Origin of the sequence: Actinomyces ihuae, assembly GCF_001457875.1 — a bacterium.
GTDB lineage: Bacteria > Actinomycetota > Actinomycetes > Actinomycetales > Actinomycetaceae > Pauljensenia > Pauljensenia radingae_A.
The window spans coordinates 647,834-674,221 of sequence record NZ_CZPX01000004.1 but is presented as its reverse complement, the minus strand read 5'-3'; the positions used below and the strand labels follow the sequence as shown (position 1 = coordinate 674,221).

Annotated in this window: 29 protein-coding genes; 3 read left to right on the top strand and 26 right to left on the bottom strand. The window is 59.4% G+C overall.

Annotated elements, in window-relative coordinates:
* Nucleotides 1-75 precede the first annotated feature (75 nt).
* On the top strand, nucleotides 76-1,146 hold the full coding sequence (locus BN3002_RS04215; protein ID WP_058236731.1) for an aldo/keto reductase: 1,071 nt from the start codon (nucleotides 76-78) through the stop codon (nucleotides 1,144-1,146).
* Nucleotides 1,147-1,185: 39 nt separating this feature from the next.
* On the opposite strand, the gene BN3002_RS04210 is transcribed toward BN3002_RS04215, so the two are convergent.
* The 13 genes from BN3002_RS04210 to rpsB form a co-directional block, all read right to left on the bottom strand.
* The gene (locus tag BN3002_RS04210) at nucleotides 1,186-2,550 is read right to left on the bottom strand and encodes an ABC transporter substrate-binding protein (RefSeq protein WP_070727242.1); all 1,365 of its coding nucleotides are present in this window, start codon (nucleotides 2,548-2,550) and stop codon (nucleotides 1,186-1,188) included.
* Between the two features lie 29 nt (nucleotides 2,551-2,579).
* On the bottom strand, nucleotides 2,580-3,434 hold the full coding sequence (locus BN3002_RS04205) for a carbohydrate ABC transporter permease (protein WP_058236730.1): 855 nt from the start codon (nucleotides 3,432-3,434) through the stop codon (nucleotides 2,580-2,582).
* Complete coding sequence (locus BN3002_RS04200) at nucleotides 3,421-4,293, bottom strand: carbohydrate ABC transporter permease (RefSeq protein WP_058236729.1); 873 nt, start codon at nucleotides 4,291-4,293, stop codon at nucleotides 3,421-3,423. The genes BN3002_RS04205 and BN3002_RS04200 overlap by 14 nt, the downstream gene beginning before the upstream one ends.
* Nucleotides 4,294-4,370: 77 nt before the next feature.
* A complete protein-coding gene (ispG, locus tag BN3002_RS04195; RefSeq protein ID WP_070727237.1) occupies nucleotides 4,371-5,534 on the bottom strand; it encodes a flavodoxin-dependent (E)-4-hydroxy-3-methylbut-2-enyl-diphosphate synthase in 1,164 nt (387 codons plus the stop codon).
* Nucleotides 5,535-5,584: 50 nt separating this feature from the next.
* Complete coding sequence (locus BN3002_RS04190) at nucleotides 5,585-6,838, bottom strand: M50 family metallopeptidase (RefSeq protein ID WP_058236728.1); 1,254 nt, start codon at nucleotides 6,836-6,838, stop codon at nucleotides 5,585-5,587.
* A complete protein-coding gene (gene dxr / locus BN3002_RS04185) occupies nucleotides 6,838-8,070 on the bottom strand; it encodes a 1-deoxy-D-xylulose-5-phosphate reductoisomerase (protein ID WP_058236727.1) in 1,233 nt (410 codons plus the stop codon). The genes BN3002_RS04190 and dxr overlap by 1 nt, the downstream gene beginning before the upstream one ends.
* Nucleotides 8,070-8,621 carry a DivIVA domain-containing protein gene (locus BN3002_RS04180; protein WP_058236726.1) on the bottom strand — a complete coding sequence of 184 codons (552 nt, stop codon included), beginning with the start codon at nucleotides 8,619-8,621 and terminating at the stop codon, nucleotides 8,070-8,072. The genes dxr and BN3002_RS04180 overlap by 1 nt, the downstream gene beginning before the upstream one ends.
* Entirely contained in the window at nucleotides 8,614-9,846 is a 1,233-nt protein-coding gene (rlmN, locus tag BN3002_RS04175) for a dual-specificity RNA methyltransferase RlmN (RefSeq protein WP_058236725.1), read from the bottom strand. The genes BN3002_RS04180 and rlmN overlap by 8 nt, the downstream gene beginning before the upstream one ends.
* Complete coding sequence (locus BN3002_RS04170; RefSeq protein WP_058236724.1) at nucleotides 9,843-10,745, bottom strand: phosphatidate cytidylyltransferase; 903 nt, start codon at nucleotides 10,743-10,745, stop codon at nucleotides 9,843-9,845. The genes rlmN and BN3002_RS04170 overlap by 4 nt, the downstream gene beginning before the upstream one ends.
* Nucleotides 10,745-11,302, bottom strand: coding sequence for a ribosome recycling factor (gene frr / locus BN3002_RS04165; RefSeq protein ID WP_058236723.1), 558 nt, complete (start codon nucleotides 11,300-11,302; stop codon nucleotides 10,745-10,747). Before frr ends, BN3002_RS04170 begins: the two co-directional genes overlap by 1 nt.
* A 2-nt stretch (nucleotides 11,303-11,304) precedes the next feature.
* Nucleotides 11,305-12,039 (bottom strand): UMP kinase, encoded by a 735-nt coding sequence (gene pyrH / locus BN3002_RS04160; RefSeq protein ID WP_371935764.1) that lies wholly within the window; start codon nucleotides 12,037-12,039, stop codon nucleotides 11,305-11,307.
* Between the two features lie 60 nt (nucleotides 12,040-12,099).
* A complete protein-coding gene (tsf, locus tag BN3002_RS04155; protein ID WP_058236722.1) occupies nucleotides 12,100-12,930 on the bottom strand; it encodes a translation elongation factor Ts in 831 nt (276 codons plus the stop codon).
* A gap of 45 nt (nucleotides 12,931-12,975) precedes the next feature.
* Nucleotides 12,976-13,893: a 30S ribosomal protein S2 gene (gene rpsB / locus BN3002_RS04150; protein WP_058236721.1), complete on the bottom strand. Its 918-nt coding sequence runs from the start codon at nucleotides 13,891-13,893 to the stop codon at nucleotides 12,976-12,978.
* Nucleotides 13,894-14,265: 372 nt separating this feature from the next.
* Between rpsB and BN3002_RS04145 the strand changes: the two genes are divergently transcribed.
* The gene (locus BN3002_RS04145; RefSeq protein ID WP_074026184.1) at nucleotides 14,266-14,772 is read left to right on the top strand and encodes a M23 family metallopeptidase; all 507 of its coding nucleotides are present in this window, start codon (nucleotides 14,266-14,268) and stop codon (nucleotides 14,770-14,772) included.
* 9 nt (nucleotides 14,773-14,781) lie between these two features.
* Here the strand turns inward: BN3002_RS04145 and BN3002_RS04140 are convergent, their stop codons facing one another.
* From BN3002_RS04140 to rpsP, 12 genes are all read right to left on the bottom strand, one after another.
* Nucleotides 14,782-15,714 (bottom strand): tyrosine recombinase XerC, encoded by a 933-nt coding sequence (locus BN3002_RS04140; protein WP_058236720.1) that lies wholly within the window; start codon nucleotides 15,712-15,714, stop codon nucleotides 14,782-14,784.
* A gap of 9 nt (nucleotides 15,715-15,723) precedes the next feature.
* Nucleotides 15,724-16,896 carry a DNA-processing protein DprA gene (dprA, locus tag BN3002_RS04135; protein WP_058236719.1) on the bottom strand — a complete coding sequence of 391 codons (1,173 nt, stop codon included), beginning with the start codon at nucleotides 16,894-16,896 and terminating at the stop codon, nucleotides 15,724-15,726.
* Nucleotides 16,871-18,448: a YifB family Mg chelatase-like AAA ATPase gene (locus BN3002_RS04130; protein WP_058236718.1), complete on the bottom strand. Its 1,578-nt coding sequence runs from the start codon at nucleotides 18,446-18,448 to the stop codon at nucleotides 16,871-16,873. Before BN3002_RS04130 ends, dprA begins: the two co-directional genes overlap by 26 nt.
* On the bottom strand, nucleotides 18,445-18,885 hold the full coding sequence (locus tag BN3002_RS04125; protein WP_074026163.1) for a YraN family protein: 441 nt from the start codon (nucleotides 18,883-18,885) through the stop codon (nucleotides 18,445-18,447). The genes BN3002_RS04130 and BN3002_RS04125 overlap by 4 nt, the downstream gene beginning before the upstream one ends.
* A 144-nt stretch (nucleotides 18,886-19,029) precedes the next feature.
* The gene (locus tag BN3002_RS04120) at nucleotides 19,030-19,332 is read right to left on the bottom strand and encodes a DUF2469 domain-containing protein (protein ID WP_058236717.1); all 303 of its coding nucleotides are present in this window, start codon (nucleotides 19,330-19,332) and stop codon (nucleotides 19,030-19,032) included.
* Nucleotides 19,333-19,339: 7 nt separating this feature from the next.
* Nucleotides 19,340-20,023 (bottom strand): ribonuclease HII, encoded by a 684-nt coding sequence (gene rnhB / locus BN3002_RS04115; RefSeq protein ID WP_058236716.1) that lies wholly within the window; start codon nucleotides 20,021-20,023, stop codon nucleotides 19,340-19,342.
* On the bottom strand, nucleotides 20,023-20,751 hold the full coding sequence (gene lepB, locus BN3002_RS04110; protein ID WP_257525464.1) for a signal peptidase I: 729 nt from the start codon (nucleotides 20,749-20,751) through the stop codon (nucleotides 20,023-20,025). Before lepB ends, rnhB begins: the two co-directional genes overlap by 1 nt.
* Nucleotides 20,752-20,815: 64 nt before the next feature.
* Nucleotides 20,816-21,169 (bottom strand): 50S ribosomal protein L19, encoded by a 354-nt coding sequence (gene rplS, locus BN3002_RS04105; protein WP_058236715.1) that lies wholly within the window; start codon nucleotides 21,167-21,169, stop codon nucleotides 20,816-20,818.
* 171 nt (nucleotides 21,170-21,340) lie between these two features.
* A complete protein-coding gene (gene trmD / locus BN3002_RS04100) occupies nucleotides 21,341-22,705 on the bottom strand; it encodes a tRNA (guanosine(37)-N1)-methyltransferase TrmD (RefSeq protein ID WP_058236714.1) in 1,365 nt (454 codons plus the stop codon).
* A 4-nt stretch (nucleotides 22,706-22,709) separates the two neighbouring features.
* A complete protein-coding gene (gene rimM, locus BN3002_RS04095; protein WP_058236713.1) occupies nucleotides 22,710-23,219 on the bottom strand; it encodes a ribosome maturation factor RimM in 510 nt (169 codons plus the stop codon).
* A 79-nt stretch (nucleotides 23,220-23,298) separates the two neighbouring features.
* Nucleotides 23,299-23,538 carry an RNA-binding protein gene (locus BN3002_RS04090; protein ID WP_058236712.1) on the bottom strand — a complete coding sequence of 80 codons (240 nt, stop codon included), beginning with the start codon at nucleotides 23,536-23,538 and terminating at the stop codon, nucleotides 23,299-23,301.
* Nucleotides 23,538-24,065: a 30S ribosomal protein S16 gene (gene rpsP, locus BN3002_RS04085; RefSeq protein ID WP_058236711.1), complete on the bottom strand. Its 528-nt coding sequence runs from the start codon at nucleotides 24,063-24,065 to the stop codon at nucleotides 23,538-23,540. Before rpsP ends, BN3002_RS04090 begins: the two co-directional genes overlap by 1 nt.
* Before the next feature lie 262 nt (nucleotides 24,066-24,327).
* Between rpsP and BN3002_RS04080 the strand changes: the two genes are divergently transcribed.
* The gene (locus BN3002_RS04080) at nucleotides 24,328-25,323 is read left to right on the top strand and encodes an inositol monophosphatase family protein (RefSeq protein ID WP_092649102.1); all 996 of its coding nucleotides are present in this window, start codon (nucleotides 24,328-24,330) and stop codon (nucleotides 25,321-25,323) included.
* Here BN3002_RS04080 and BN3002_RS04075 read toward each other — a convergent pair.
* Nucleotides 25,279-26,388, bottom strand: a complete 1,110-nt coding sequence (locus BN3002_RS04075) for an amidohydrolase family protein (RefSeq protein ID WP_058236709.1) — start codon at nucleotides 26,386-26,388, stop codon at nucleotides 25,279-25,281. The two genes, BN3002_RS04080 and BN3002_RS04075, sit on opposite strands and share 45 nt — an antisense overlap.

Sequence of the window (26,388 nt, the reverse complement as noted above, 5' to 3'; positions counted from 1 at the left end):
GCGCTTCCTGTCAGATCCTGTCCCTGAGATGTCGGAATCCAAGCGAGGCGACCAGCAGCACGAGACAATAGAACCATGATGAATTTTCTTCCAACCGGTACTCCCTGGCTGCCTTCGACGGACCGTTATTCGACCATGCCGACCGCGCGTTGCGCGGACTCAGGTTTGCAGCTCCCTCGCATTGCACTGGGACTGTGGCACAACTTCGGTGACGACCGCCCGTTCCAGACACAGCGTGACATTATTCGCTTCGCATTCGATCACGGTATTTACCACTTCGACATAGCCAATAACTACGGTCCTCCAGCGGGGAGCACGGAAGAGAACTTCGGGAGGATCTTCGCGAAGGATTTGCGGGCACATCGCCACGAGCTCGTCATTTCAACGAAAGCGGGATGGGAGATGTGGGAAGGTCCCTATGGCCAGGGCGGCTCCCGCAACTACTTGTTGTCATCTCTGGATGAGTCATTGACCCGTATGGGGCTCGATTACGTGGACATCTTCTACCACCATCGTCCTGAAGGCGAAACGCGCCTGGAAGAATCGATGATGGCGCTGCGTGATGCTGTGGCATCGGGCAAAGCACGCTACGTCGGGATTTCGTCCTACAGCGCGCACGCAACCATTCAGGCGCAGTCGATCATGCGTGAACTCGGCGTTCCCCTCGTGATTCATCAGCCGTCGTACTCGATGCTGAACAGATGGGTTGAAGAAGGCGAGCCCTCGCTGCTGGATACTGCCGCTGAACAGAAGATGGGCGTCATCGCGTTTTCTCCTCTGGCGCAGGGAATGCTCACCGACAAGTACCTGGACGGCATTCCTGAGAATTCACGGCTCGGCGTGGGTAAAGTTTCGCGCGAATTCTTCACCGATGAGACGCTCGATCACATTCGCGCCCTCAACGATATAGCTCATGAGCGTGGACAGGATCTGGCTCAAATGGCTATCGCGTGGGTGCTGCGAGATCAGGGAGCGCGCACCGTGACCACCGCATTGGTCGGAGCTTCCAGCGTGGAGCAATTGTCGAATTCTCTCGGAGCACTCGATGCCACTGACTTCAGCGACGAGGAACTGCAGGCCATCGACGTGCATGCGGTGGATTCAGGCATCAACCAATGGTGGGGCGCAACTGAAACGCGGCCGTGAGGCACCGACTGCCTCACGGCCGCGCAAGCGGTAGACGTCTTATTCGCCGTTCATGGCGGCGTTCGCCTTCTCGTCCGCTGTCTTCATACCCTCAGCGACGGGAACGCGTCCCTGAAAGACCTCGTTAAGGACTTCGGTGTACGCGGCTGACGCGGCCGTGAAGTTGTCGCCTACAGGCGGATCAATGGTGGGCGCACCATCGGCGACAACGTCGAAGAACGGTTGAATGTCGATCCCCTTGTCCTTCCAAAAATCGAAGTAGACCTGCTGCGCCGCTGTGACCGCAGGCAGATTCGTGCCGTTCTTTCCGATATATTCGTTGCCTTCCTGGGAACCGAGCCACTCCAGAACCTCGGCAACAGCCTCGGGGTTCTCACTCTTCGCATTGCCCGCAACGACGATGCCGTTGGTGACAGAGACACGGCCTGCGGGACCCTCCGGCAGAAGCGCTGTCCCCCACTCAAAATCGGCACTTTCCGCAATGGTGGCCAAGTTGTACAGGCCGGACTGGAAGATCGCCATGTTGCCCTGGAGGAACTGGTTACGAGTGAATTCTCCGTCCATGTTCGTATCGGCTGCCGAGGGAGCCACGTGTTCCTTGGTAATCAGGTCGACAACGTACTGCATGGCCTGTGTGGTCCTGGCGTCAGAGAAGGTGAATTGGTCACCGTTCTGGAACGTGCCGCCGTTGGAGCCAATAAAGGGCAGCATGATTGCCTGGAGATCCTGAGCCGCGTTGTAGCCGTACTGGCTGATCGAATCTGCGTTGAAGTCGGTTGAATCAGCAGTATTGCCGCTGTCATCCTTCGTGAGCTTCTTGAGCAGGTTGATCAGCGTGTCGTCGCCGCCCTGCGGTGACCATTTCGCATTGGCGAGGTCGTCCGGTGTCACGCCAGCTTCATCGAGGAGAGTCTTGTTGTAGTACAGCGCAATTCCAGCGTCCGACAGCTGCGGCACGCCCCACAATGTGTCATCGAGGGTGAAGGCCTTGACAACATTGGCATCCCACTGGTCGCGCGCTTCGGCGCCCAATGCCTCGTCGATATTGACCATGTTGCCGCTCTTGGCGTAGGACGTGTAGGACGAGTTGTTAATCCAGAACAGGTCATCCATCGAGCCGGCAGCGATATCCGTGCGCAACTTGGTGAAGTAGTCGCTCCACGGGACGACGGAAATCTCCACAGCTATGTCAGGATTCTGTTCGTGAAATGCAGCGAGTGATTCTTCGTAGGCGCCGGCGGCCCCCTCGTCCCACAGCCTCAAGGTCACAGTGGTGGCAGCTCCTGAATTCGAAGCGGTCCCCCCGCTTTCGCCGCTTTGACCGGATCCTCCTGAGCTGCAGGCAGCCAGAGCCAATGCCATGCCCAGAATTCCTGCAAGAAGCGGCTTTCGCAGATGTGTCATCGCTTCATCCTTTCGTGTTGTGGTGGGGTCTACTTAAAGCTCGTGATCGCAATGGAATCGACAATACGACGATTGAAGAGCGCAAATATGAGGATCAACGGTGCCATTGCAATCGTGGTGGCAGCCATGACCAGCGTCCAGTTATTGGTGTATTGGGACTGCAGGCTCGAGGTCGCCACGGTGATCACTGCCCAGTCCTGGCCGGTTGTCACAATCAACGGCCACATGAAGTTGTTCCAGTGCGTCACTACCGTGATCAACGCAAGAGTTGCGATAATCGGGCGGGACATAGGCACGACAATCCGAGTCAATACTCGGATAGTTCCAGCACCATCGAGGCGCGCTGCGTCGATCAGGTCCTGAGGAATGGAGCGGAAATACTCACGAAGCAGGAAGATCGCATACGGGGAGCCGAAGACATACGGCAGCACCAATGCCCAGAACGTATTGCGCAGCCCACTTTGCGCCATCATCAGATACAGCGGAACGATCGTGACGACCTGCGGCACCATGAGCGTAGCCAGATACACCCAGAAGACGGCGTCACGACCAGGAAAACTGATACGCGCGAAAGCATAGGCGGCCATGATGGAAAAAAGAAGTTGGCCCACAAGGACAACTATCACGACGGCGAACGTTACGCCGAAGGCGCGGCTGAAGTCGACCTTCGTTCCACCTGCAAACAGGTTCGTGAAGTTGTCCAGAGTCGGCGGTGCGGGAGGTTCAAGAGGCGACGAGGTAGCGAACTGCCTTGGTGTCTTCAACGACGTCATGACAGACAACGCGAACGGTGCCAGAACCAGAACCGCACCGATGACCAAGATTGCGTAGACAAGGGTGTTCGTCCACACCGCGGCAACGCCACGCTTCCTAGGAGTACTCATAGGTCATCCTCCGGGAAAAGTAGCGATTCTGAATCAGCGTGATTGCCACCAGGATGACGAAGAGAACCAACGCCGTCACCGACGCTCTGCCCAGATCAAAGTTCGTGAACGCCAGGTTGTAGATCCGGTAGGACAGTACCTCTGTCCGCTTGGCCGGGCCGCCCTCGGTCAGCGCGAAAATCTGGTCGAACATTTGGAAGACGGAAATGGTGGACGTAACCAGTACGAAGAACATCGTCGGGCGGATGAGGGGCACCTTGATTGACCAGAAGATGCGCGTGTCGGATGCTCCATCGACGCGCGCTGCCTCAATGATGTCTTCTGGTATCGCTGCCAGACCGGCCATAAAAAACAGGGCGACGTAGCCGACCTGGGACCAGATGGATACGAATGCGACTGCTGGCAGGGCTAATGTCGGATCGGTCAGCCATTCGACCCGGGCGCCGATCAGTGCGTTCAGGGCACCGCCGGTGGGGGCAAAAATCCACTTCCACACGATGCCCAGAGCCAGTGGCGCACACACCCACGGGATGACGTAGATAACGCGGAACACTCCCGAGCCTGGTAGTCCTTTCACCATGAGAGCAGCCATCAGCAGGCCGAGGAGTGTCTGAATGGGAATTACCAACAGCACCAGGAGTGCAGTGACGATCAGGGAGTTCACCAGGTCAGGTCCGGTAAGGACAGATACCCAGTTGTCGAATCCGACGAATTGGCGCGGTGCGATCAAATCCCAGCGCTGAAAGCTCAGCCAGATCACAATGCCGATGGGTGCCAGAAGGAAAACGAGCACACCGATCAAACTGGGCACCAAGAGCGCATAACCTGTCACGGTTCGACCCAGGCGATTACTACCCACGAGCCGCTCCCTTCCGCACTTCCAGGCTATCTTTCAACGGTACACAATATCCCCGCTCGACGCGCACCTCACGGTGATCACCGTGCTCCGGCAGGGATGACCTCGACGTGACCGTCGCCTTCTTCAAGGCCCATTTCTTCGGCGAGCAGGTTTGCGCGGCGAATCAGTGTTTCAACAATCTGATCTTCCGGCACTGTTTCGACCACTTCACCCTTGATGAAGATCTTGCCTTTCCCGTTGCCGGATGCCACACCCAGGTCGGCTTCGCGTGCTTCACCTGGTCCGTTCACGACGCATCCCATGACGGCGACGCGCAGGGGAACCGTCAAATCCTTCAGCCCCTCAGTCACACTGTTAGCCAGGGAATACACATCGACCTGCGCGCGGCCGCATGACGGGCATGACACGATTTCCAGTGTGCGCTCGCGCAGCCCCATTGACTGCAGAATTTGAATGCCAACCTTGACTTCCTCGACGGGCGGTGCCGACAAGGACACGCGGATCGTGTCACCGATGCCCTCACGCAACAGGGCGCCAAAGGCGGTAGCCGACTTGATGGTGCCCTGGAAGGCCGGTCCAGCTTCCGTGACACCCAAGTGGAGCGGCCAGTCCCCTCGTTCGGACAAGAGCTCATAGGCACGGATCATCGTGACAGGATCGTGGTGCTTGACAGAAATCTTGAAGTCGTGGAAGTCGTATTGCTCAAACAGCGAGGCTTCCCAGACAGCTGATTCAGCCAAAGCTTCAGCGGTTGGGCCGCCGAACTTTTCATACATACGTTTGTCCAGCGAGCCGGCGTTGACACCGATGCGGATCGAGGTCCCGTGTTCTGTAGCAGCCTGAGTGATGGCCTCGATCTGATCGTCGAACCGACGAATATTGCCTGGATTGACACGTACTGCCCCACATCCCGCCTCGATTGCCGCGAACACGTACTTGGGCTGGAAATGGATGTCCGCAATAACAGGGATGGTGGATTGCTGCGCGATTACTTTGAGCGCAGCAGCGTCCTTATCAGTCGGACATGCCACACGCACAATGTCGCACCCAGCTGCAGTCAGCTCCGCGATCTGCTGAAGTGTCGCCCCGATGTCATGCGTCTTCGTGGTGGTCATGGACTGAACAGAAATCGGCGCGCCGCCCCCCACAGGGACTGACCCTACGTGGATGCGACGAGTCTTCTTCCGAGGAAATCCCACATCCGCAGTGGAGGGCATTCCCAATGCAATTGGCTGGCTCATGGGCTCATTATCTCCCGAAGCATGGCAGTTGGCAGCGATTAACGACGATCTCACAGGGGCAACGTGACAGGGACAACAATGTCGGCAATCACCAGCACAATCGTCATAACCACCAGAATCAGCATCACAGCGTAGGTCACAGGCAGCATACGCGCCGTGTCAACCGGTCCGGGATCTGGACGATTGCGAAGGCGCGCCCACATGCGACGGGTCCCCTCGAACAGGGCGCCTGCGATGTGGCCGCCGTCGAGCGGTAGCAGCGGAATCAGATTGAACACGAACAACGCCATATTCAGTGAAGCAAGCAGCATCAGCAGCGTTCCAGCAGCACCGGCAAAATCCGTTCCACCTGATTGTGCGTCGTGCGCTGCGCTGGAGGAGACTTCAGCCGCGACGCGACCCACCCCCACAACAGACATGACAGAGTCCTCGCCACGGTCCTTGCCCGTGACAAGAGACTCCACGACATTCCACACTGCCACAGGGAGCTTGACCACAATTGCCGCTGTGCCGATACCCATCTGTGCCCACACACTGCCCACGGTTGAAACCTGAGCTGAGCGTCGCTCCACCCCGGCAACAATTCCGGTGATATACGAGCCATCAGACACCTGGTGGGCCGTCACGGTCATCGTCTGCTCCACGCCGTCGCGTTCAATTGTCACGGCGGTGGGTTCAGATCCTGTGTGCGTGATCGCGCCGACCAGATCATCCCACTGGTGAACCGACGTGTCACCCCAGGAACGCACCGTGTCGCCTGCGCGGATCCCGGCCTGATAGGCAGGGCCGGGGAATTCTTCCCCGTCGCGCATCGTGATGGTCTGTGGCGCGTCCGCCAGTGTCAGGGATGCGGTCGGAATGCCAATTCCCATCAGTGCCACTGCCGTCAGAACAGCACTGATCAGCAGGTTCATAACCGGTCCGCCCATCATGACAGTGATTTTCTGCAGCACAGACAGCTGATAGAACGGAATGCCGGTTGCACCCTCGTCAATCATTTCCTCGGCGGACTGGCGACGTGCCTGTTCGGCCAAAGTAAGCTTCGAGCCGCGGTGCGTGCGTGTGCCAGGCCGCGCGGGAGGCAGCATGCCCAGGATGCGCACGTAGCCTCCCAGCAGAATCCACCGAATCACGTAGCGCGTACCGCGCCAAGTGCGTTGAGCGATTACCGGCCCGAAACCAACGGAATACTCACTGACGGCAGCTCCAAAGCGTTTGGCTGGCACCATGTGACCGATCTCGTGCAAGGCAACCGAGAGCAGAAGCCCAATGATGACGACGATAATGCCAACGGCTCCCGCCACTAGTGGTCCCCTCGTTCAGATCCCAGACCCGCTACGGCACGGGCACGGTCAGCAGCCCACCGTTCGGCCTCATGGATATCATCCAGTGTTGGATCGCTGACGCCCTCGTGCGCGTCAAGGACAGCCCCAACAGTGTCCACAATGTCGAGCCACCGCACCTGGCCGCGCAAGAATGCATCGACCATGACTTCATTGGCGGCGTTTAATACGGCCGGGTGCGTCGGTGAAGCGGCCACGGCCTGGCGAGCCAGGTCAAGAGCGGAAAACGTATCAGAATCAACGGGTTCAAAGGTCCATGACTGCGATGCTGACCACGTCAGCGGCTGGGCGATGTCGCCTAGCCTTTCCGGGTACGACAGTGCCCAGCCGATCGGCAGGCGCATATCAGGCGGACTGGCCTGAGCAATGGTGGCGCCATCACGCCACGTCACCATCGAGTGCACGATCGACTGTGGGTGAACGACGGGAATAATGCTTTCAGGCGCTATATCGAAGAGCAGATGCGCCTCAATCAGCTCCAGCCCCTTGTTCATCAAGGTTGATGAGTTAATCGTCACCACCGGCCCCATTGCCCACGTCGGGTGAGCCAGAGCCTGCTGCGCGGTGACGTGTGCCAGTTCAGCGCGGGTGCGCCCGCGGAATGGGCCTCCTGAGGCGGTGAGCACCAGTTCGGCAACTTCGCTTCGGCCGGTCACTCGCGGCGCCGTTAGACCCTTCTCATGGATCCCCGAGCTGAGGGCCTGTGCGATCGCGCAATGCTCCGAGTCGACGGGAATGATCTGCCCGGGGCGCTGCATTGCTTTCCGGACGAGGGAGCCACCGACAACGAGGGACTCTTTGTTAGCCAGTGCCAACGTGGATCCGGCGGTCAGCGCGGCCAGTGTGGATTCCAGGCCGGCTTGGCCTGTGATCCCGTTGAGGACTGTGGCCTTGGGGTAAGCTCCGGCAAGCTGTGCGACGGCGTCGGCGCCCTCGGCAATGTCTGGACGCGCAGTACCCATCTCGTCCAAGGCAGCGGCAAGCTGGTGTGCTACGGGCTGGGCGAGGGCGACGCGTTCGGGGCGAAAATACCTGATTTGACGGGCGAACAGGTCAATGTTGCTGCCACCTGCTGCCAGCGCGCGCACCCGGAACGCCTCTTCGTGGCGTTCGATGACATCAAGGGCCTGCGTGCCGATCGACCCGGTGGACCCGAGGATTACGACATCGCGCACAAAAGGATCGGTGTGCATCAGTTGACAGCGAGGAGGATCTCAACGGCGCGCCCCAGGTAGGCATCCACAGGCCCTTCAGAATAGGCCTTCGTGCCTTTTGCATCACGGAACGTTGCCAGGCGTACGTCCTCGACAGTGACTTCACCGCGGTCATCGAAATAGTCAGCCAAGCGGTCCAGAAGATCGTCCACTTCCTGTGCGTTGTAGCCTCGGCCGGATGCAGGATGGGAGAAGCGCTCCCCTCGTGGGCGAAGCATGCGGGGGTACAGAGTCGTTGCACGGTCTGCCACGCGTTCATACCAAGCGGATTCGCCGTTGACGGCAATATGGTCGGCACGGTCACGCTGAATGAACGCATCTTCCAGACGGCTCATCGCAGCATCCACTGCTTCACACGCGTATCCGCCGCGTTTGAGCAGGAAGGTCGCCTGGCGGACTTGCTCGGCGCTGAATTGTTCTGCAGGAACACCGCCCTCGTAAGCACTGCGCGCTTCGGTGAAGAATTCGTCAACGAGCTTCGGGTCGTAACCGCGCTTGAAGACACTCACTTTCGGAAAAGAGTCACTCATTCTCACTCCTGCGTTCGATGTGAACCGGGACGGGCCGCTTCTTACGAGATGAGCTTACCTTCTCGACGGCGGTTGCGAGTTGACCACACGCCCCATCAATGTCGGATCCACGTGTATCACGTATCGTGGTCGAAATCCCTGCACGACGTAACGTGTCAACAAATTCATTTTGGGCGGATTGTGTCGATGCCGTCCAGATGGACCCGGGCGTGGGGTTAAGCGGAATGGGATTGACATGGGCCCACGTGCGCCCTCGTTTATTGAGCTCATCAGCGAGGAGCTGCGCGCGCCACGGCTGATCGTTCATATCGCGAATCAACGCGTATTCGATTGACACGCGCCTGCCGGTCGCCATGAAATACCGCCTCGCAGCATCCAGGAGTTCACCGACCTTCCAGCGTGAATTAATCGGAATGAGGTCATCGCGCAGGTCATCGTCGGGTGCATGCAGGGACACTGCCAGTGTCACCGGGATTCCCAAGCCTGACAGCTTGTCGATCGCAGGAACCAGGCCGACAGTTGAGACGGTGATGTTACGGGCGGACATGCCGAATCCCTTAGGCACATCGCGCACGAGTCGGTGCAGCGTGCCCACCAGGTGACGCCAGTTGGCAAGCGGCTCCCCCATCCCCATGAAAACGACGTTAGTCAGGTGTGTCGGCCCATCACCAATGTCGCCTCGGGCACATGCCAAGCGGGCGACGCGCACCTGTTCGACCATCTCACCGGTGGATAGGTTGCGTGTCAGCCCCATCTGCCCGGTCGCGCAGAACGGGCACGCCATCCCGCAGCCGGCCTGAGAAGACAGGCACAGCGTCGTGCGGTGAGGGTAGCGCATGAGAACCGATTCGACGCGGGCGCCGTCGAAAAGCTCCCACAGAGTCTTAATCGTCTGGCCCTTGTCAGCGTGCTGCGCTGTGACTTCCGTCAGGAGCTTCGGGAAGAGTTCCTCCCCCAGCTTCGGACGCAGTGATGCAGGAAGATCCGTCATCTGCGCAGTGTCACCGAGCATGTGCTCAAAATAGTGGCGCGACAGCTGATCGGCTCTGAACGCAGGAATACCAACCGCTGCCACAGCTTCCTTACGTTCAGCAAGGTCCAGGTCAACGAGGTGACGCGGCGCCTTGCCGCGACGGCGCGCGGTGAAAGACAGGACCGGCTTGGCATCAGGATGCGTCGCGCCTTCCGGTGCCTGATCGGTGGGGCGTACTTCTCGGGTGCTCATAGCAGTGTCCCCGGCAATGCATAGCTGACAATGAACGTGAAGACCGGGGCGCACATCAGCACTGAATCGAGGCGATCCATCATTCCGCCGTGGCCTGGCAGGATACCCGACATATCCTTCAGTCCCACGTCGCGTTTGAGCATGGATTCGGTCAGATCACCCACGGTGGCAGCCACAGCAATGAGCGGACCCACAACCAGACCCCACCACCAGCGTCCGCCGAGAGGCACAATGAAACACGCTGCCACAGCCATACACATGGCGACCGAACCAATAAAACCTTCCCACGACTTCTTGGGAGAGATGCGCGGAGCCATCGGGTGACGGCCGACGAGAACACCGCAGGCCCAGCCGCCCAGATCGTTCGAGCAGGTCACCGCCAGGTACATCACCAGAACCCAGCGCCAAGACTGACCCGAGATCATTGTGGCAACGAATGAGGCAAAGAACGGTACGTATACGGCGATAAAAGCCGTGTAGACGAGGTCTCGTCCGTGCGGGCGGTCACCGTCGGGGTCGAGCAGACGCCATGCGCTGGCGATGGCAACAGTCAGAGCCAGAATTCCGGCGCTTACTCCAATCCCGCCCTGGCGGGCGCAGACGATCATCGCAACAGCACCGACATACAGGGGTGCAGTCGGGACGATAATGCCGTCACGGCGCACAGCAGCGGCCAGTTCCCAGATGGCGACCAAGGACATCACGCATACGACTGCGGTGACGGCCCACCGGCCAATAGCGACAGCTACGCCGACAATCGTGATGAGGACGATTGCCGTCGCGATCGCAGCTGGAAGGTTACGTCCGGCGCGTCCGGACACTGACAGAGGTTTGTGATCCTGGGTGGGCCCTGGACGAAAAACCTGTGTGATGATGGTGCGTGTCGAGGCGTGTGCCATCAGATCGTCAGCAGTTCGCTTTCCTTCGATTCGAGAAGCTCGTCGATCTGGCTGACGTGTTCGCGGGTCGTGTTTTCCAAAGACTTTTCCGCGCGTTCGATCTCGTCTTCCCCAGCGTCTCCGTCTTTCTTCATCTTGTTGAGCTGATCCATGGCCTTGCGTCGCACAGCGCGCACGGACACGCGAGCTTCTTCAGCCTTGGTCTTAGCCTGCTTGACATAGTCGCGGCGACGCTCCTCGGTGAGCGATGGCAGCACCACACGGATGACGTTGCCGTCGTCCGAGGGGTTGACACCCAGGTCAGATTCGCGGATAGCGCGCATGATCTCTGCGGTCGAATTGCGATCATAAGGAGAGATCAGGACGGTGCGCGCCTCGGGAATCTGAAACGAGGCCAGCTGTTGCATCGGTGTGGGTGCGCCGTAATAGTCCACCATGATCTGCTGGAACATGCCGACGTTGGCGCGTCCAGTGCGAATATTGCCGAAGTCTTCCTTCGCCACTTCGATGGCGCTGTCCATTTTGTCTTCTGCTTCGAGCAGAACATCATCAATCACGTTTACTCCTCGTCATCTGAAGGTGTTGCAGTCACTAGCGTACCGATTGATTCGCCCATCAGTGCCTTAGTGATGTTTCCTGGTTCGGACATTCCAAACACGCGCATGGTCAGTCCGTTGTCACGACTCAGAGCAAATGCGGCAGCATCTACAACTTTCAAGCCGCGAGCCAGTGCATCCGAGTATGTCAGAAAATCGAAGCGACGGGCATTCGGATTGGAACGCGGGTCGTCATCGTAAACACCGTCGACCCCATTCTTCGCGACGAGCAGTTCGTCGCAGTGGGTTTCCAGTGCGCGCTGAGCGGAGACAGTGTCGGTCGAAAAGTACGGCATTCCGGCACCAGCACCGAAGACGACCACGCGGCCCTTTTCCATGTGACGAATGGCGCGCAGCGGAATATAGGGCTCAGCGACCTGTTGCATGGAGATGGCGGTCTGCACACGACTGGCGACGCCAGCCTGTTCGATGAAGTCTTGCAATGCCAGGGCATTCATGACAGTACCGAGCATCCCCATATAGTCGGCGCGTGCACGGTCCAGTCCAGAGCGTGACAATTCGGCACCTCGGAAGAAGTTGCCCCCGCCCACCACAATGGCGACCTGGATGCCCTGGTGAACTGCCTGCGCGACCTGTTCGGCAATCTGTCTGACGACGGTAGGGTCGAGACCTACTTTGCCACCGCCGAATGCTTCTCCTGACAGTTTCAGTAATACTCGGCGCTGAGACATCGCCATGCACTCTCCTTATTGTGATGATGGCCCCGTCCGTGTGGGCGGGGCCATCATGGCTACTGTTTAGGCTCCGACGTGGAGACGAACGAAGTCGGTCAGAGTTGCGCCGGCTTCCTTGAGAACCTGTCCAACGGTCTTGGAGGGGTCACGAGCGTACTCCTGGTCAACCAGGCAGTTGTCCTTGAAGTATGCGTTCAGGCGGCCTTCAACGATCTTGGGAACGATGTTCTCAGGCTTGCCTTCCTGCAGCGTGATCTTCTCGAGAGTCGAGCGCTCCTGTGCCAGTACATCGGCCGGAACGTGGTCGCGGTCAAGGTACGTCGGCTGGTAGGCAGCGATGTGCATAGCAACGTCGTGTGCAATCTCGCGGCCAGCTTCGTCAGTGGAGACGAGAACGCCGACCTGCGCAGGTAGGTCAGGGCTGGTCTGGTGCAGGTACAGGGTGACCAGTTCGCCTTCGAGACGGACGATACGGCGAATCTCAAGCTTTTCGCCGATCACGGCGCCCATCGTGTTGAGCGCATCCTGCACGGTTCCTTCCTCATGGGAAGCAGCCAAAAGATCCTCGAGGGTGGCTGCGCCGGAGTTGACTGCCGATTCGAGAACCGAATGGGCGAAGTCAATGAACTTCTGGTTCTTGGCAACGAAGTCGGTCTCAGAGTTGACCTCAACCAGGATGCCGGCCTTGTCATCGACAACGGTGCCGACAAGCAGTCCAGCCGAGGCAACACGGTCTTCGCGCTTGGACAGGGACTTGAGGCCCTTGAGTCGGATGATTTCAAGAGCTTTGGCCTGGTCGCCGTCAGCTTCGGTCAGTGCCTTCTTGACGTCCATCATGCCTGCGCCGGTCTGTTCACGCAGAGCCTTGACGTCAGCAGCGGTGAAATTCGCCATTGCTGTCAGTCCTTTCGCAAAAAGTGTAGTGGTCTGCTGAAGCTCTCACTGAGCGTCAGCTGAGGTTTCTTTCTCGGATGCTTCTTCTGACGCGGGTGCGGCTTTTTCGGCCTTTTCTTCAGCCTTGTCGTCGGCCTTTTCTTCAGCCTTGTCCTTGGTTGCTTCTTCAGCAGGCTTGTTGCCCTCAAGCAGCTCGCGTTCCCATTCTGCCAGCGGTTCGGACTGTTCGCCCTCGGTGCTGTCGTCAGCTTCAGCATCCTTCTGGCGGCGCGAGTTGCGTGCGAGGAGGCCTTCGGCTGCTGCATCAGCAATTACGCGGGTCAGCAGGGACACGGCGCGGATCGCATCATCGTTACCGGGGATGCGGTAGTCGACCTCGTCAGGATCAGCGTTGGTGTCGAGGATGGCAACGATCGGGATGTTGAGCTTCTGAGCCTCTGCCACTGCCAGGTGCTCCTTCGTGGGATCAACGATCCACAGCGCTGACGGCAGGGAGGACATGTCGCGGATACCACCAAGGGTACGGGCAAGCTTGTCCTTTTCGCGGCTCATCATGAGCAGCTCGCGCTTGGTGTGTCCGGAGGATGCGACATCCTCGAAATCGATCTGCTCGAGTTCCTTCAGACGCTGCAGGCGCTTGGAAACGGTGGAGAAGTTGGTCAGCATACCGCCGAGCCAACGGTGGTTGACATACGGCATGCCAACACGTGAGGCCTGCTCTGCAATAGCTTCCTGGCCCTGCTTCTTCGTGCCGACGAACAAAATGTTGCCTCCATGAGCAACGGTTTCCTTCACGAAGTCGTATGCAATGTCGATGTCAGCGATTGTCTGCTGAAGGTCAATGATGTAGATGCCGTTGCGTTCCGTGAGGATGAAGCGCTTCATCTTCGGGTTCCAGCGACGGGTCTGATGGCCAAAGTGAACGCCAGATTCCAACAGCTGGCGCATGGTGACGACTGCCATGATCGTCCTTTCTGCGCAATGCGCAGGTCGGGGCACGCAGATGCGTACCGGTTCTCGGTTGTTATCGGCATTATGCCGACCCTGGTGCCATGACCGGATGCCGCCCCGTAGGGACCGTGGCATCCGCGCCCCACCCTCGTCAATTTTCGTGTGAAAACTCGAGTGCGGAAATGACACGCGAAGTCGCCCGCTGATGCGGACGCTCCCCACATTGTAGTCCACGTGGTGGGCATCTCCACCTTCCGGAACTGTGAAGCCCGTCCCTAAACGTCCGTTTCAAAACGTGTCCACAGGTAGATGCGTCGCGTCAACGTGTCCACAGGAGCGCGGCAAGCGATTGCGTGCAAAGCACAGGTAGGTGACAGTGTCGGCATGAGAGTAAGAGGTCAAAGCGCGGGTCGGGTGCTATGCATGCTCGCAGGGGCGCTATCCGTATCGGTCGCCGCATGGGCGGGTGCAGCGCAGCCACTGAGCGATGCGCGCGAGCCGTGGTTATGGCCCAGTGGAGATCCTGTGCCGGTCGCACGCGCTTTCGACGACCTAAAGCACAATTGGCTGCCGGGACATCGAGGGGTCGATCTGGATGTGCTGGTCGGCTCACCGGTTTACGCGCCAGCGGACGGCACAGTTGTGGTGGCAGGCGTCATTGTCGATCGGCCGGTGGTCTCTGTGTCGCACGGATCGGTGCGTTCAACGTTCGAGCCGGTTGAAGCCACGGTAACGCCCGGCGATGAGGTTCGCAAGGGTGATGTGATCGGCCATGTTGCCAGTGGCCACTCCCCCGGCGCTTTGCATTGGGGCGTGAAGTCTGGCCCCCGGACCTACCATGACCCGCTCAGATTCCTCGTTGGACCGATTGTCTTGAAGCCGTGGGAGTGACGCTAGGGGTCACGCACGCGGATGTGCCTGACGGTAGATCGCCGACAGACGCGCAGCATCGACATGCGTGTAGCGCTGCGTGGTCTGCAATGATGAGTGCCCCAGGATTTCCTGAACAACGCGCAGGTCGGCGCCGCCTTCAAGAAGATGCGTGGCGGCGCTGTGGCGCAACGCGTGCGGCGCGACGTCCCGCACACCTGCCCTGGCTGCCAGTCGATGCAGGCGAGCTCGAACAACACGCGGGTCGATACGTTTGCCGTGCTCACCCAAAAATGCGGCGTTCGTTGTCACGCGCGCATCGACGAGGGCGACGCGACCACGGTCCAACCACATATGCAGTGCCTGAGCTGCCGGATCGCCCAGGGGAACAACGCGTTCCTTGTTGCCCTTGCCGAGTACTCTCAGGCATTGCCGGTCGAATGCGAAGGACCCCAGATCCAAACCGCATAGCTCGGAGACGCGTATGCCGGTCGAATAGAGGGTTTCCACCATTGCCCAGTCACGGATATGGACCGGATCGCCGTCGCGCGCTTCCTGACGTGCATAGTCCATGAGTGCGCGCGCCGCCTGAATGTCGAGGACATGTGGTAGGCGCTGGTCACGCGAAGGTGCGGTGACGAGAAGGGCGGGGTCTGCGCTCAGATGCCCGTGATGGTGCGCCCAGCTGGTGAATCCGCGGATGGAGGCGATGCGTCGAGCCAGGGTCGCCCGACTCATCCCATCATTGGCCATGTGGGCGAGCCACTGACGAATCGAGCTGGTGGTCACTGCCTGGTCCAGTGTGGTGCCGTTTGCGATGCGCTGGTCCAGAAAATCTGCAAACTCATTCAGGTCAGTTCGATAGGCGCGCGCAGTGTTGGCTGACAGGCCACGCGAGTGCGCGAGCTCATCAATCCACACGTCGATGAGCTCCCGTACCGGTTGTGTCCTAGCATCACTCACGCGCCTATTTTACGCGGTGCGCTTCCACCGACCGTGTGTGTGCGCTGCGAGCCCTGCAAGCTCGAGAGCGCCCAATGCGCTCATCACATCCTCTATGCTCATCCCTGCCGTGACGGTTATGGCATCCACGCTGGAAGCGGCGCGCCTGGGCAGCGCTTCCCACACTCTGCGCTGGTGGCAAGGCAGGGCGTCGATGCCGTGGTCGGGTGATTGAGGCTGGTCGAAGAGCGGTTCTGTGTTTCCGATGTTCAGGTCAAGGGTGCTGACCATCTCAATAACATCTGCGCTGTCGCGGATCAGCGTGCCGCCCTCACGAATCAACCGATGGCAGCCTCGTGACATTGCTGATGTAACAGGGCCTGGAATAGCTCCGACGTGCCGTCCCAGCTCCATGGCGCGCCGCGCTGTTGCCAGCGCTCCGGATCGTTGATCGGCTTCAACGACGATGGTCGCTTGTGCCAACGCCGCGATAACGCGGTTACGCGTGAGAAAACGCCAGCGTGCAGGGCGCCACCGTGGCGGTACCTCACTCATCAGCGCACCCGCCTCATGGCTGACTATCTCGTCAAAAAGTTGACGGTGTGCTACGGGATACGGCCGTTCGAGTCCGCCAGCCATCACGGCAATAGTGGGGCCCGGAGGCGAGGCGAGTGCTCCCCTATGTGCTGCGATGTCAATGCCGAACGCGCCTCCGGACACCACGCACATACCTTTGGACGCCAGCTCGTATCCCATGTCGGCAGCAGTCTTCTCACCAACCCGGGTGCAGGCTCGTGATCCGACAATGGCGACGGTAGGGCGATCGAGCAGGTGGCCTCGCACCCATAGGCACACCGGCCGCTCGTGTTCCAAGTCGTTCAAAGCCTCAGGCCATTTGCTATCGCTCGGAATCAGCAGCTGACCACCGACGCGTTCAATCCATTCAAGGTCCCCGGCCGGGTCGGCGACCACGGCTCGTGGATGCCAGCGCTTCCAGACAGTCTCCCAATCCCGAGGAATTCCCTGCGCAGTTCGCTCAAGTGCAAGTGGCAAGCTGCCCGGCGTGTCTGCACACACCCAGGCGATCGCCTCATCATCGCCCAGAGCGAGGCGAAGCGCATGGGCGTACACGTCACCCGGTTCGATCACACTGGACCACCAGGCAGCAATATGATGCTCATCGGGCAGTAGGGGGATCGTCATAATCTTCTCCTGTTCGAAGTGAATACGCCATCGTGAAGTCATTCATGGTGGGATGGTTGTGACCTGCCAGATCAGCGATCGTCCATGCCACTCGCAGGACTTTGTCCGCGCCGCGCATTGACAGTGAGCCGCAATCCACTGCGCGCGACATTGCGCATGCGATTGCCTCGTCGGGCATGAAATCCCGCCGCAGGACGGAGCCAGGAACTTCTCGGTTGAGTCTCCAGGGTGTCCCCTCGAAGCGGCGGCGTTGTCGCTGGCGGGCCTCCTCCACACGCTCGCGAACGCATGCCGAAGTCTCCCCCGTATCCATCGCGAAGTCTCCCGCGGTAGGTCTGGACACATTCAATTGAATGTCGACACGATCAAGAAGCGGTCCAGACAGGCGCGACAAGTAGCGGCGCTGCTGCATGGAGGTACATGTGCATCGAGCATGCTTGGAGTTCCGGTTACCACAGGGGCACGGGTTGGTCGCCAAGACGAGCTGAAAAGATGCCGGGAACGTGACGGTTGCGCGCGAGCGGTGAATCGTCATCACACCGTTTTCCAACGGTTCACGTAAGGCATCCATCACTGAGGGGGCAAACTCAGCAGCTTCATCAAGAAACAGCACTCCCCCATGTGCAAGGGAGATGGCGCCTGGTCGCCCCACTGATTGTCCCCCACCCACGAGGGCCGGCATCGATGCCGAGTGGTGTGGAGCTTCGATCGGAGGCTGAGTGATCAGTCCGTGCTCTGCGCTCCACGCCTGCGCCAGACAGTGCAGCGCGGTCGTCGTGAGTGATGTGTCAGTATCCAAAGGTGGCAGGATGGTCGGCAACGCGCGCGCAAGCATGGTCTTTCCGGCTCCTGGCTCCCCTATCAACATGATGTGGTGTCCCCCTGCTGCGGCGATCTCAAGGCCTGTCCGGGCATAAGACTGGCCTCGTACATCGCTCAAATCAAGTAAGGACGGACACTGCGCGCTGGAACTGTAGTGATCGCACTCGCCCTCGGAAGGATGGGAGAAGCCTACGCTTCCGCTGCGCTGGGCAATGCCGCCAACAGATTCGACTAAATCCGCCAGATGCTCGTAGCCGTGGACGGATACACCCGGCACCAGCGCCGCCTGAGCGACACTTGCTGCTGGGACCACGATATCGGTGGTGCCGCCTCGTGCAGCACCTATGACAGCTGCGAGAAGGCCAGGCGGAGGCCGCAGCGACCCATCCAGACCCAGTTCGCCCAAGAAAAGCGTGTCCACCACAGCGTCGGGCGGGATCTGTCCACTGGCCAGCAGAACAGACAGTGCGATCGCCAAATCAAACCCTGATCCTGACTTGGGTAGGCCGGCCGGTGACAGGTTGACGGTGACGCGCTGGTTGGGAAGGCCCAGCCCGCAGGCACTGAGTGCGGAGCGCACACGGTCCTTGGATTCACGCAAAGACGCGTCCGGTAAACCGACCAGAGTAAATGAGACCACACCGTTCGCGACAGATGTCTCCACATTGACTATGTGACCATCCATGCCGATCAACGCAATCGTGCGGATCGAGGCCGTCTGCCCACTCATAGCTGAATGCCCTGACACCAGGTGATATCCGCATTGCGACGCAGCCATTGAGCGCCGTGGCCGCTCTCAAGTGCGCGACTCAAGCATGCTGCCCGGCTGGGGCTGACCTCGATTGAGACCACATCAAATCTGATCGGCGCTTCCGGCCGGTTGGCCGCGCACCATGCGGCCGCTGCCTGCGCGATGCGCGTGAACTTAACGTGTGTCACGGCTTCGAGGCCACTGCCGAACCTGTCACCAATACGCGTTTTCACTTCAATAAAGGTGGTCATCCTCGTGCCGCTACGCGCAATGAGGTCAATCTCGCCGCGAGTCCCGTTTCTCCAGTTACGTGCGAGGACCTCGTATCCACACTCCTGTACGACGCGGGAAGCGCAGTCTTCTCCGGCGCGGCCCAGTGTGCCTCGCCAGTCGATGCGTTCGTCGGTTGCTGTCATAGTGCAACCATGCCAACGAGGTCGAGTCAGTGGCTATCGCGGCTTCAGTATCTGTGGATGCGATGCCTGTACACACGGCATCTGTGGAAGGATCTCTTCCGGGAAAAATCCTGTGGATAGAGCTATTTGAACAGGTCGTAGGACCTACGGAATGTCAAGCTCAGGCTTCGACAGCTCTTCGACGTTGACATCCTTATACGTAATGACCCGCACTGACTTCACGAAGCGAGAAGAGCGGTAAATGTCCCACACCCATGCATCAGTCAACGTGAGCTCGAAGAAAACGTCGCCGCCCATCGGTCGGGCCTGCACATCAACCTTGTTGCACAGATAGAAGCGTCGCTCGGTTTCCACCACGTACGAAAACAGTCCGATCACGTCGCGGTACTCACGAAACAGGTCAAGTTCGAGGCTATTCTCGTAGCCTTCCAGATCATCTGCGCTCACGGTATCATCATGCCCTGTTCGTCAAATTCGTGCTGGGCTCCACGCCGGGAAGTTTCCACGAACGCCGATGCTGGTCACACGCACCCATGCGGCTCAGGGCGTCAATATGGGTGCGCGACGCGTACCCTTTGTTGTGAATCCAGTCGTATCCTGGATCCTCCAACGAGCACATCAATCTGTCTCGCTCCACCTTCGCCAGAACGGACGCAGCGGCAATGACTGCACATTCTGCATCTCCATGCACGCGCGTCATGATGGAAACGTCAGTGCCGACGGGAGAAACACCGAGAAGATCTGCAGCGAGCCAGTTATGAACACCATCAAGTAACGTCACCCCGATAGTGGCTCCATCCCCTCTCACCGCTTCAATCGCCCGCGATGCTGCCAATCTTAAAGCGCCGATGATGCCACCCTCGTCAATTTCTGCGGGGCTGGCCATGCCGACTGCCGAGGCGGCGACCCACTGGTGAATAGGGTCAACGAGCTCTTCTCGAGCGCGCGCAGAGAGCATCTTTGAGTCTGCAAGTCCAACAGGAGCAGGTCCCGATTTTTCAGTCACGAGGGCGACTCCCACGGCAACGGGACCAGCAATTGCGCCGCGTCCCACTTCGTCCACACCTAAAACGGTGGGATACGACTGCAGCAATTCGCACTCGACGTCACGTGTGGCAAAGCGGCGAAGCTGACGCATCACGAATCTTTGACGGCTGAGAAAACATCACGATCGCCTAGCCAGCTCCAGTGACCGAGGGGCCACAGCACCATCGTTGCGCGGCCGACGATCTCGTCAGTGTCAATGAATGCGTTCTCGAGCGGGTTCATATGGAAACGTGAGTCAGCGGAATTCGGGCGATTGTCCCCCATCACCCACACTGATCCTTCGGGGACGGTGACGTCGAATTCCATACGCGATGCTGGTTCGCCTGCAGGAATGTACGGTTCGGTGATCTCCTGGCCATTGACGGTGAGTGCGCCGTTCGCGGTACAGCATTGGACACGGTCTCCGCCTACTCCGATGACGCGCTTGACCAGCGTCTGTTCGCCGTTGGCTGGGAGGATGCCGATAAATTCTCCCACCGAACGCAGGATTCTCCCTGCACCTTCTGATTCTGCGCGAGGAAGCCATCCTTTTGCATCGTTGAACACGATCACGTCACCGCGCTCGATATCGCCTCGGAAGGCCGAAATTCGTGAGACGACGATGCGGTCATTTTCGACGAGCGTGGAACGCATCGAGGGCGAGGGAATCCAGAACATCTGGAAAATAAAAGCGCGAATGACGGTGGACAGGACGAGTGCACCCACCACGATGATGACGCACTCTTTCAACCATGAGAAACCGCTTGACTTCTTCTGCAAAGAGTCATCCTGGTCGGAGTCGTGGTAGCGCTTCCTGTGCTGGATCGGTTGGTAGTTCACGCGTTGACTTCCTCTGAAACTGAGGCCCGGTACCGTGGAGGTACCGGGCGCTCGTGAGTCTCGTTCACTCAGTGAACTCGCGGTGCTCGCGCACACGCGCCGCCTTGCCATGACGATCACGCAGGTAGTACAGCTTCGCGCGGCGCACATTACCGCGGGAAGTGACCTCAATGTGGTCAATGGTAGGCGTGTGGATCGGGAAGGTACGCTCAACGCCGACACCGAATGAGATCTTTCGGACGGTGAACGTCTCGGACACGCCGTGACCACGGCGTGCAATAACGATCCCCTGGAAGACCTGAATACGGCTACGGTTACCTTCAACGACTCGTACGTGAACCTTCACCGAGTCTCCAGCACGGAAAACCGGAATGTTATCGCGCAATGACGGTGCATCAACAGCATCCAGTTTCTGCATTTTTACTCCTCAACGTTTCTGCCGCAGGTCAGTCCCGTTTATACGGCGGATCTTGGTCCGCAATTCTTGAGCAGATCGTGCTTTCTGGCGCTCCCCCCGCGGCAGGCTACGCCCAGCTGATCTGACGTTCTAGTGTGCCACAAGAATCGGGTGCTTCCCAAGTCCTGTGAGCTATTCGTGGCGTGATCGCGGCGTGATGTTACGCACGAATACGTCATCGATATTGGCTTTCTCCCCCACCATGAACGTGCGCCTGCCGGCAACTGAGAAACCATGACGCTTGTAGAACGTCTGCGCGCGTTTATTGGCGATCGAGGTTCCCAGGGCAATCTGTGAGTTGCGCCCCTGAGCTTCCACATCTGCGACCGCACGCTCGATCATCGCTCCGGCCACACCTGACCCCTGCCAGAATTCTCTCACGTAGCATTTGGACAGATATGCCGCCCCTAGCTCAAGCTTCCCAGGCCGCACCATCTGGGTAGGCATTCCGTCGGGCCCGGACAGAATAGTCAGGGTGTAGCCGATCAGCTCCGATGAAGCACCGCGCAACTGCGCGACCAGGATCCGGTAGACGGACGGGGACGCGAGCATGCGTTCAAATTCGCTGGGAGACAGGCTTTCCCCAATGAAGGCTGCAATATCGTCCTGACTGACGTAGTCCGGACATGCCAGTGGGAACGTGTTGGCTGCAAGCTCAGAAAGAGCCTCTGCTTCCCCTTCACGCGCCAGCCGTATCATGACATCGCGTCGCCTGGGGGTGATGATCGTGCCGGCACCGGCCAGCACTTCCTTGTCGCGGGTTGACAGGCATTGTGCATCGAGCCGATCAATGAGGTCGGGCCGACGGTGAGCAGTTCTGACCAGTGATCGATCACGGCGCCACCGGTCAATCTCGGCGTGGTTGCCGCTGGTGAGCACGTCGGGCACGTCAATGCCGCGCCACGATCTGGGCCTGGTATACACAGGATATTCGATCAGACCATCGGGCCCATAGGATTCTTCGTCAAGAGATTCAGGATTGCCGAGGACACCCTCGAGCAGTCGTGACACGGATTCGATCAGGACGAGTGCTGCGGCCTCGCCGCCATTGAGGATGTAGTCGCCGATGGAGTATTCGAGGACTTCCACTTCCTGCTCGCGGTAGAAGTCGGCAACGCGTTGATCGATACCTTCATATCGTCCGCAGGCAAGGATGATCTGGTCGACTTCGGCAAGTTTTTCCACACGGCGCTGATCCAGCGGCGTGCCGGACGGGGTCGGAATCGCGAGGACTCTTCGGGCGGAGTCAGAGTGGGAATCAGCCAGGTCGACACTCAGAACCTGGTCGATGCCGCGGCCCCACACGTCGGGCCGCATCACCATTCCTGCTCCCCCGCCGTACGGCGCGTCATCGACAGTGCGATGACGATCCGTTGTCCATTGACGCAGATCATGGGTGTGAATGTCGAGTAGACCCGCGTCCTGGGCCTTGCCCAGAAGGGACAGGTCCAGGACGTCAAAGTAGTGCGGGAAGATGGTGAGCAGATCAATTCGCACGCCGCTATTCTCCGTCCATGTCGTAGTTATCGTCGAACAGACCCGGGATCGGATCAATCGTCATGGTTCCCTCGTCGACGTTGACTTCCGGTACCAGGGCGCTGACAAATGGCACCAGTACTTCCCGGCCATCGGCATCGACAATGATGAGATCTTGCGCAGCTCCGGGCTGCATACCGGTGACTGTTCCCAGGTGTTCGCCCAGCAAAGTGACGGCTTCCAGTCCGGTGAGCTGGTGGGGATACCACGCGTCATCCTCATCGAGGGCATCCACCATTAATTCCGTGCCGCGCAGGTCCTCAGCCTGTTCGCGGGTGGAAATCTCTTCGAAGCCCGCCAGGACGCGGTCTTTGTGTGCACGCAAAGATCGCATCGTCAAAGTGCTGTATTCGCTGTGAGAGGTGTGCACAGTGGTGCCGGGAGCCAGCGCCTGGGGCCGGTCCGTCGTGACTGTCACGTACACTTCGCCCTTCAGGCCGTGGGCCGTCCCCACCACTGCCGCTCTGAGCTGCATCTTTGCTCCTCACGGTATTGTGGGGTCCGGCTCATGTTGAGCGGACCCCACACCTATGCCATATACAGCCTTGGCGCTGTTACTCCTGGTCAGTATCAATCACGTCAACCCTGACGGAGCCGCGAGTCGACAGGCCGTTCATCACGGCGCGCAGTGCGCGTGCGGTGCGACCCGACCGGCCGATCACGCGACCCAGATCATCCGGGTTAACCCGAACTTCCAGCAGCTGCCCGCGCCGGATCGACCGCCGCGTGACACGCACATCGTCAGGATTGTCGACAATTCCGCTGACAAGGTGTTCCAAGGCATCGGCCAGCATTACTCAGCGTCCTTTTCCTCAGCTGGAGCCTCGGCTGCCTCGGCAGCCGGTTCTTCTGCGGATTCTTCGGCTGGGGCGTCGGTTTTAGCTTCGGCTGCCTCGGCTGCTTCAGCCGAGGCCTGAGCCTTGGCTTCAGCCTCGGCCTTTTCCTTTTCAGCTGCAACCTTGGCCTTACGCTTTTCAGCATCTTCCTCAGCGGCCTTAATGGCCTTTTCGGCTTCTGCTGACTGATCGGTCTCAGCGACCTTGACGCGCGAGACGGCGTCCTTCTTGCCGTTGAACTTGGCAATGTCACCGGTCAGCACGAGCAGGTTACGCACCGTGTTCGAGGGCTGCGCACCCACTGAAAGCCAGTACTGCGCGCGCTCGGAGTCGATCTTAATGATAGAGGGGTCGCGGGTCGGATCATAGATGCCGACCTCTTCAATGACCTGACCATCGCGCTTCTTACGCTGGTCAACGACAACGACGCGGTAGAAGGGCGCATGGATCCTACCAATGCGCTTCAAACGAATACGAACTGCCACTTGTGTGGTCACTCCTGTTTCTAACTCGGGTTGGATCGCACATGGTATCGGTGGGAAACACGATGTCACGATAGATCCTGGACACAGTCTCGAGTGGTGAGAGGGACCAACCCTCGACCGGGTACAGCACTCCATTGTGCCACGCATCGGTCTCAATTCCCAGATCTTGTTCCTCTCATCCTCTGTTTCCTGGCGTGTGATCGATCACGACGAGGGCTCACGAGAAGTGGAAATTCAGTGGGTGAAACACCACAATAGCCTTATGAGCACACATGGTGACGTCACGAATGATGATGAGCGCATTGCTCACGACCTGGCGATCCTGGCGGGGGCTGCAGCGCGCGCCGTGGCCAGCTATCTGCGGCGCGCTGTCAGCCACGTTGAATCCGTTGACTTCAAAGCTGACCACCACGATCCGGTCACTGTACATGACAAGCGCGTGGAATCTGCGCTGCATGTTCTCCTGGGCTATTTTGTTCCGGGCTCACGCGTACTGGGTGAGGAAACTGGTGAACGCACCCTGCCCCGAAAATTCGACGGGCCGACCGAGGAGTTCACCGAGGACTTCGAATTTCCCACATCCCCCCTGGTTCAGGGTGCCAGGCGCCGCTGTATGTCGCTGGCTGAGCGCGTCAGGTGGATCGTCGACCCCATCGACGGGACGGCGAATTTCGCAGCCGGAATGCCTTATTTCAACACGTCAATCGCTGCTGAGCTGGACGGCGCAGTCGTTGCTGGAGCAATCAATGCTCCGATCATGGATCACCTGTTCCTCGCTGATCTCACTCATGCGTGGCTGCGCACTGACGGGGAAGACATCGACATTCACGCCCAGGGTCCCACGAGCGAGCGAGACGCGGTCGTGCTGTCATATCACCCGTCACTGCATTCATTCATTAACGATCCTGCCGGTTCAGCTGAAGAATACACTCGCCTAGCGTCAACATATCAGGCTGTTCGTCGGCCAGGTGCCGCAGCCCTCGACCTGGCGATGGTCGCGTCTGGAAGGGCTGGTGCAATGCTGGCCGGGACGATGAAGCCGTGGGATGTGGCAGCCGGTATCCACATGGTCAAGGTGGCAGGCGGGAACGTCGTGAATGCCCCGATGGGCACTGATCTTCCCGACGGAGTGCGTCCAGGCGTGGCAGCGTGGGTCGGCTCGATGGAGGCCCCCGTCCTCCAGGAGCTTCTTCACCAGGCTGACAGCCGGCGCTCAGGCGACGCGCGTCCCGCCCAAGATGACGGCGACCGGTCGTGACAGTTCGGTAATGTCTGCACGAGGATCAGCCTCGTAGACCACGCAGTCAGCTGGCGCGCCATCGTACAGACTGGGATAGCCGAGGGCGTCGCGAGCCTGCCAGGTCGCGATGTCGAGAATCTTGGCTGGCGGCATGCCTGCCGTGTGCCATCGGGCAAGTTCTGCTGGAAGGGATCCGTGATCCTGGTAGCCGCCGGCATCTGTTCCGGGAAGCAGGTGGACTCCTGAATCGAAGAGGCGCTCATAATGGTCGTGTCGTCCCTCGTAAAGCGTGCGCATGGTCTGCGCGTAGCGCGCGAACTTGCCGTCGGCAGCCTGCGCGAAGGATTCGAAGAGTTCGATTTGGCAGAGCGTGGGTGTGATGACAACACCTTGCCGTCTGGCCTCACTGAGCTGATCATCGTCCATACCGGAACCGTGTTCGATTCCGTCGACGCCGGCTGCCAGCAGATCATCGATTGCTGCGTGAGAAAACGTGTGAGCGGTCAGGCGCGCGCCAGATTCGTGCGCGGCGGCAACTGCGTCACGCAGGACCTCACCTGGCCACAGGGGGCGCAGATCCGATTCTGATCCTTCACTGCGGTCGATCCAGTCCCCCACGATTTTGACCCATCCATCCGAGCGGGCCGCTTCCTGTGCGACCGCTTCAGGCAGTTGCGAGGGCGTGGCCAGTTCGCGCGAAATGCCACGAATGTAGCGTTTAGGGCGTGACAGGTGTGTGCCGCAGCGGATCAAGTGCGGCAATGTGGGATCGTGTTGAATATGCGACGTATCGACAGGACTGCCGCAGTCACGCATGAGCAAAACTCCGCTGTCACGGTCTGCTTGAGCCTGCCGAATCTGTGTTTCCTGATCGACAGGACCGTGAGGACCCAGGCCAATGTGACAATGCACGTCAACGAGGCCGGGAATGATCCACCCGATCAGTTCCTCTTCATCCGCGGCCGGAGGCTGCGCGGCCGTGGAGATTCTGCCGTCACAAATCGACCAGGAGCCTTGCGTCCATGCGGCGGGCTGCGACCCGTCTGAGGAGGGACGCCACAGAGCTGTTCCTGTCAGGCGCAT

Bases quoted from the DNA above. Each gene is read 5' to 3' on its own strand.
- BN3002_RS04170 (WP_058236724.1), bottom strand. From the start codon at position 10,745: ATGGCACACGCCTCGACACGCACCATCATCACACAGGTTTTTCGTCCA.
- pyrH (WP_371935764.1), bottom strand. From the start codon at position 12,039: ATGGCGATGTCTCAGCGCCGAGTATTACTGAAACTGTCAGGAGAAGCA.
- BN3002_RS04075 (WP_058236709.1), bottom strand. From the start codon at position 26,388: ATGCGCCTGACAGGAACAGCTCTGTGGCGTCCCTCCTCAGACGGGTCG.
- ispG (WP_070727237.1), bottom strand. From the start codon at position 5,534: ATGAGCCAGCCAATTGCATTGGGAATGCCCTCCACTGCGGATGTGGGA.
- BN3002_RS04145 (WP_074026184.1), top strand. From the start codon at position 14,266: ATGAGAGTAAGAGGTCAAAGCGCGGGTCGGGTGCTATGCATGCTCGCA.
- BN3002_RS04130 (WP_058236718.1), bottom strand. From the start codon at position 18,448: ATGAGTGGGCAGACGGCCTCGATCCGCACGATTGCGTTGATCGGCATG.
- BN3002_RS04125 (WP_074026163.1), bottom strand. From the start codon at position 18,885: ATGACAGCAACCGACGAACGCATCGACTGGCGAGGCACACTGGGCCGC.
- BN3002_RS04205 (WP_058236730.1), bottom strand. From the start codon at position 3,434: ATGAGTACTCCTAGGAAGCGTGGCGTTGCCGCGGTGTGGACGAACACC.
- BN3002_RS04180 (WP_058236726.1), bottom strand. From the start codon at position 8,621: ATGAGTGACTCTTTTCCGAAAGTGAGTGTCTTCAAGCGCGGTTACGAC.
- BN3002_RS04090 (WP_058236712.1), bottom strand. From the start codon at position 23,538: ATGCTGGCCGATGCCTTGGAACACCTTGTCAGCGGAATTGTCGACAAT.
- rnhB (WP_058236716.1), bottom strand. From the start codon at position 20,023: ATGCGTCAGCTTCGCCGCTTTGCCACACGTGACGTCGAGTGCGAATTG.
- tsf (WP_058236722.1), bottom strand. From the start codon at position 12,930: ATGGCGAATTTCACCGCTGCTGACGTCAAGGCTCTGCGTGAACAGACC.
- rpsB (WP_058236721.1), bottom strand. From the start codon at position 13,893: ATGGCAGTCGTCACCATGCGCCAGCTGTTGGAATCTGGCGTTCACTTT.
- BN3002_RS04080 (WP_092649102.1), top strand. From the start codon at position 24,328: ATGAGCACACATGGTGACGTCACGAATGATGATGAGCGCATTGCTCAC.
- rlmN (WP_058236725.1), bottom strand. From the start codon at position 9,846: ATGAGCACCCGAGAAGTACGCCCCACCGATCAGGCACCGGAAGGCGCG.
- rplS (WP_058236715.1), bottom strand. From the start codon at position 21,169: ATGCAGAAACTGGATGCTGTTGATGCACCGTCATTGCGCGATAACATT.
- dprA (WP_058236719.1), bottom strand. From the start codon at position 16,896: ATGACGATCCCCCTACTGCCCGATGAGCATCATATTGCTGCCTGGTGG.
- BN3002_RS04215 (WP_058236731.1), top strand. From the start codon at position 76: ATGATGAATTTTCTTCCAACCGGTACTCCCTGGCTGCCTTCGACGGAC.
- rimM (WP_058236713.1), bottom strand. From the start codon at position 23,219: ATGCAGCTCAGAGCGGCAGTGGTGGGGACGGCCCACGGCCTGAAGGGC.
- dxr (WP_058236727.1), bottom strand. From the start codon at position 8,070: ATGCACACCGATCCTTTTGTGCGCGATGTCGTAATCCTCGGGTCCACC.
- BN3002_RS04210 (WP_070727242.1), bottom strand. From the start codon at position 2,550: ATGACACATCTGCGAAAGCCGCTTCTTGCAGGAATTCTGGGCATGGCA.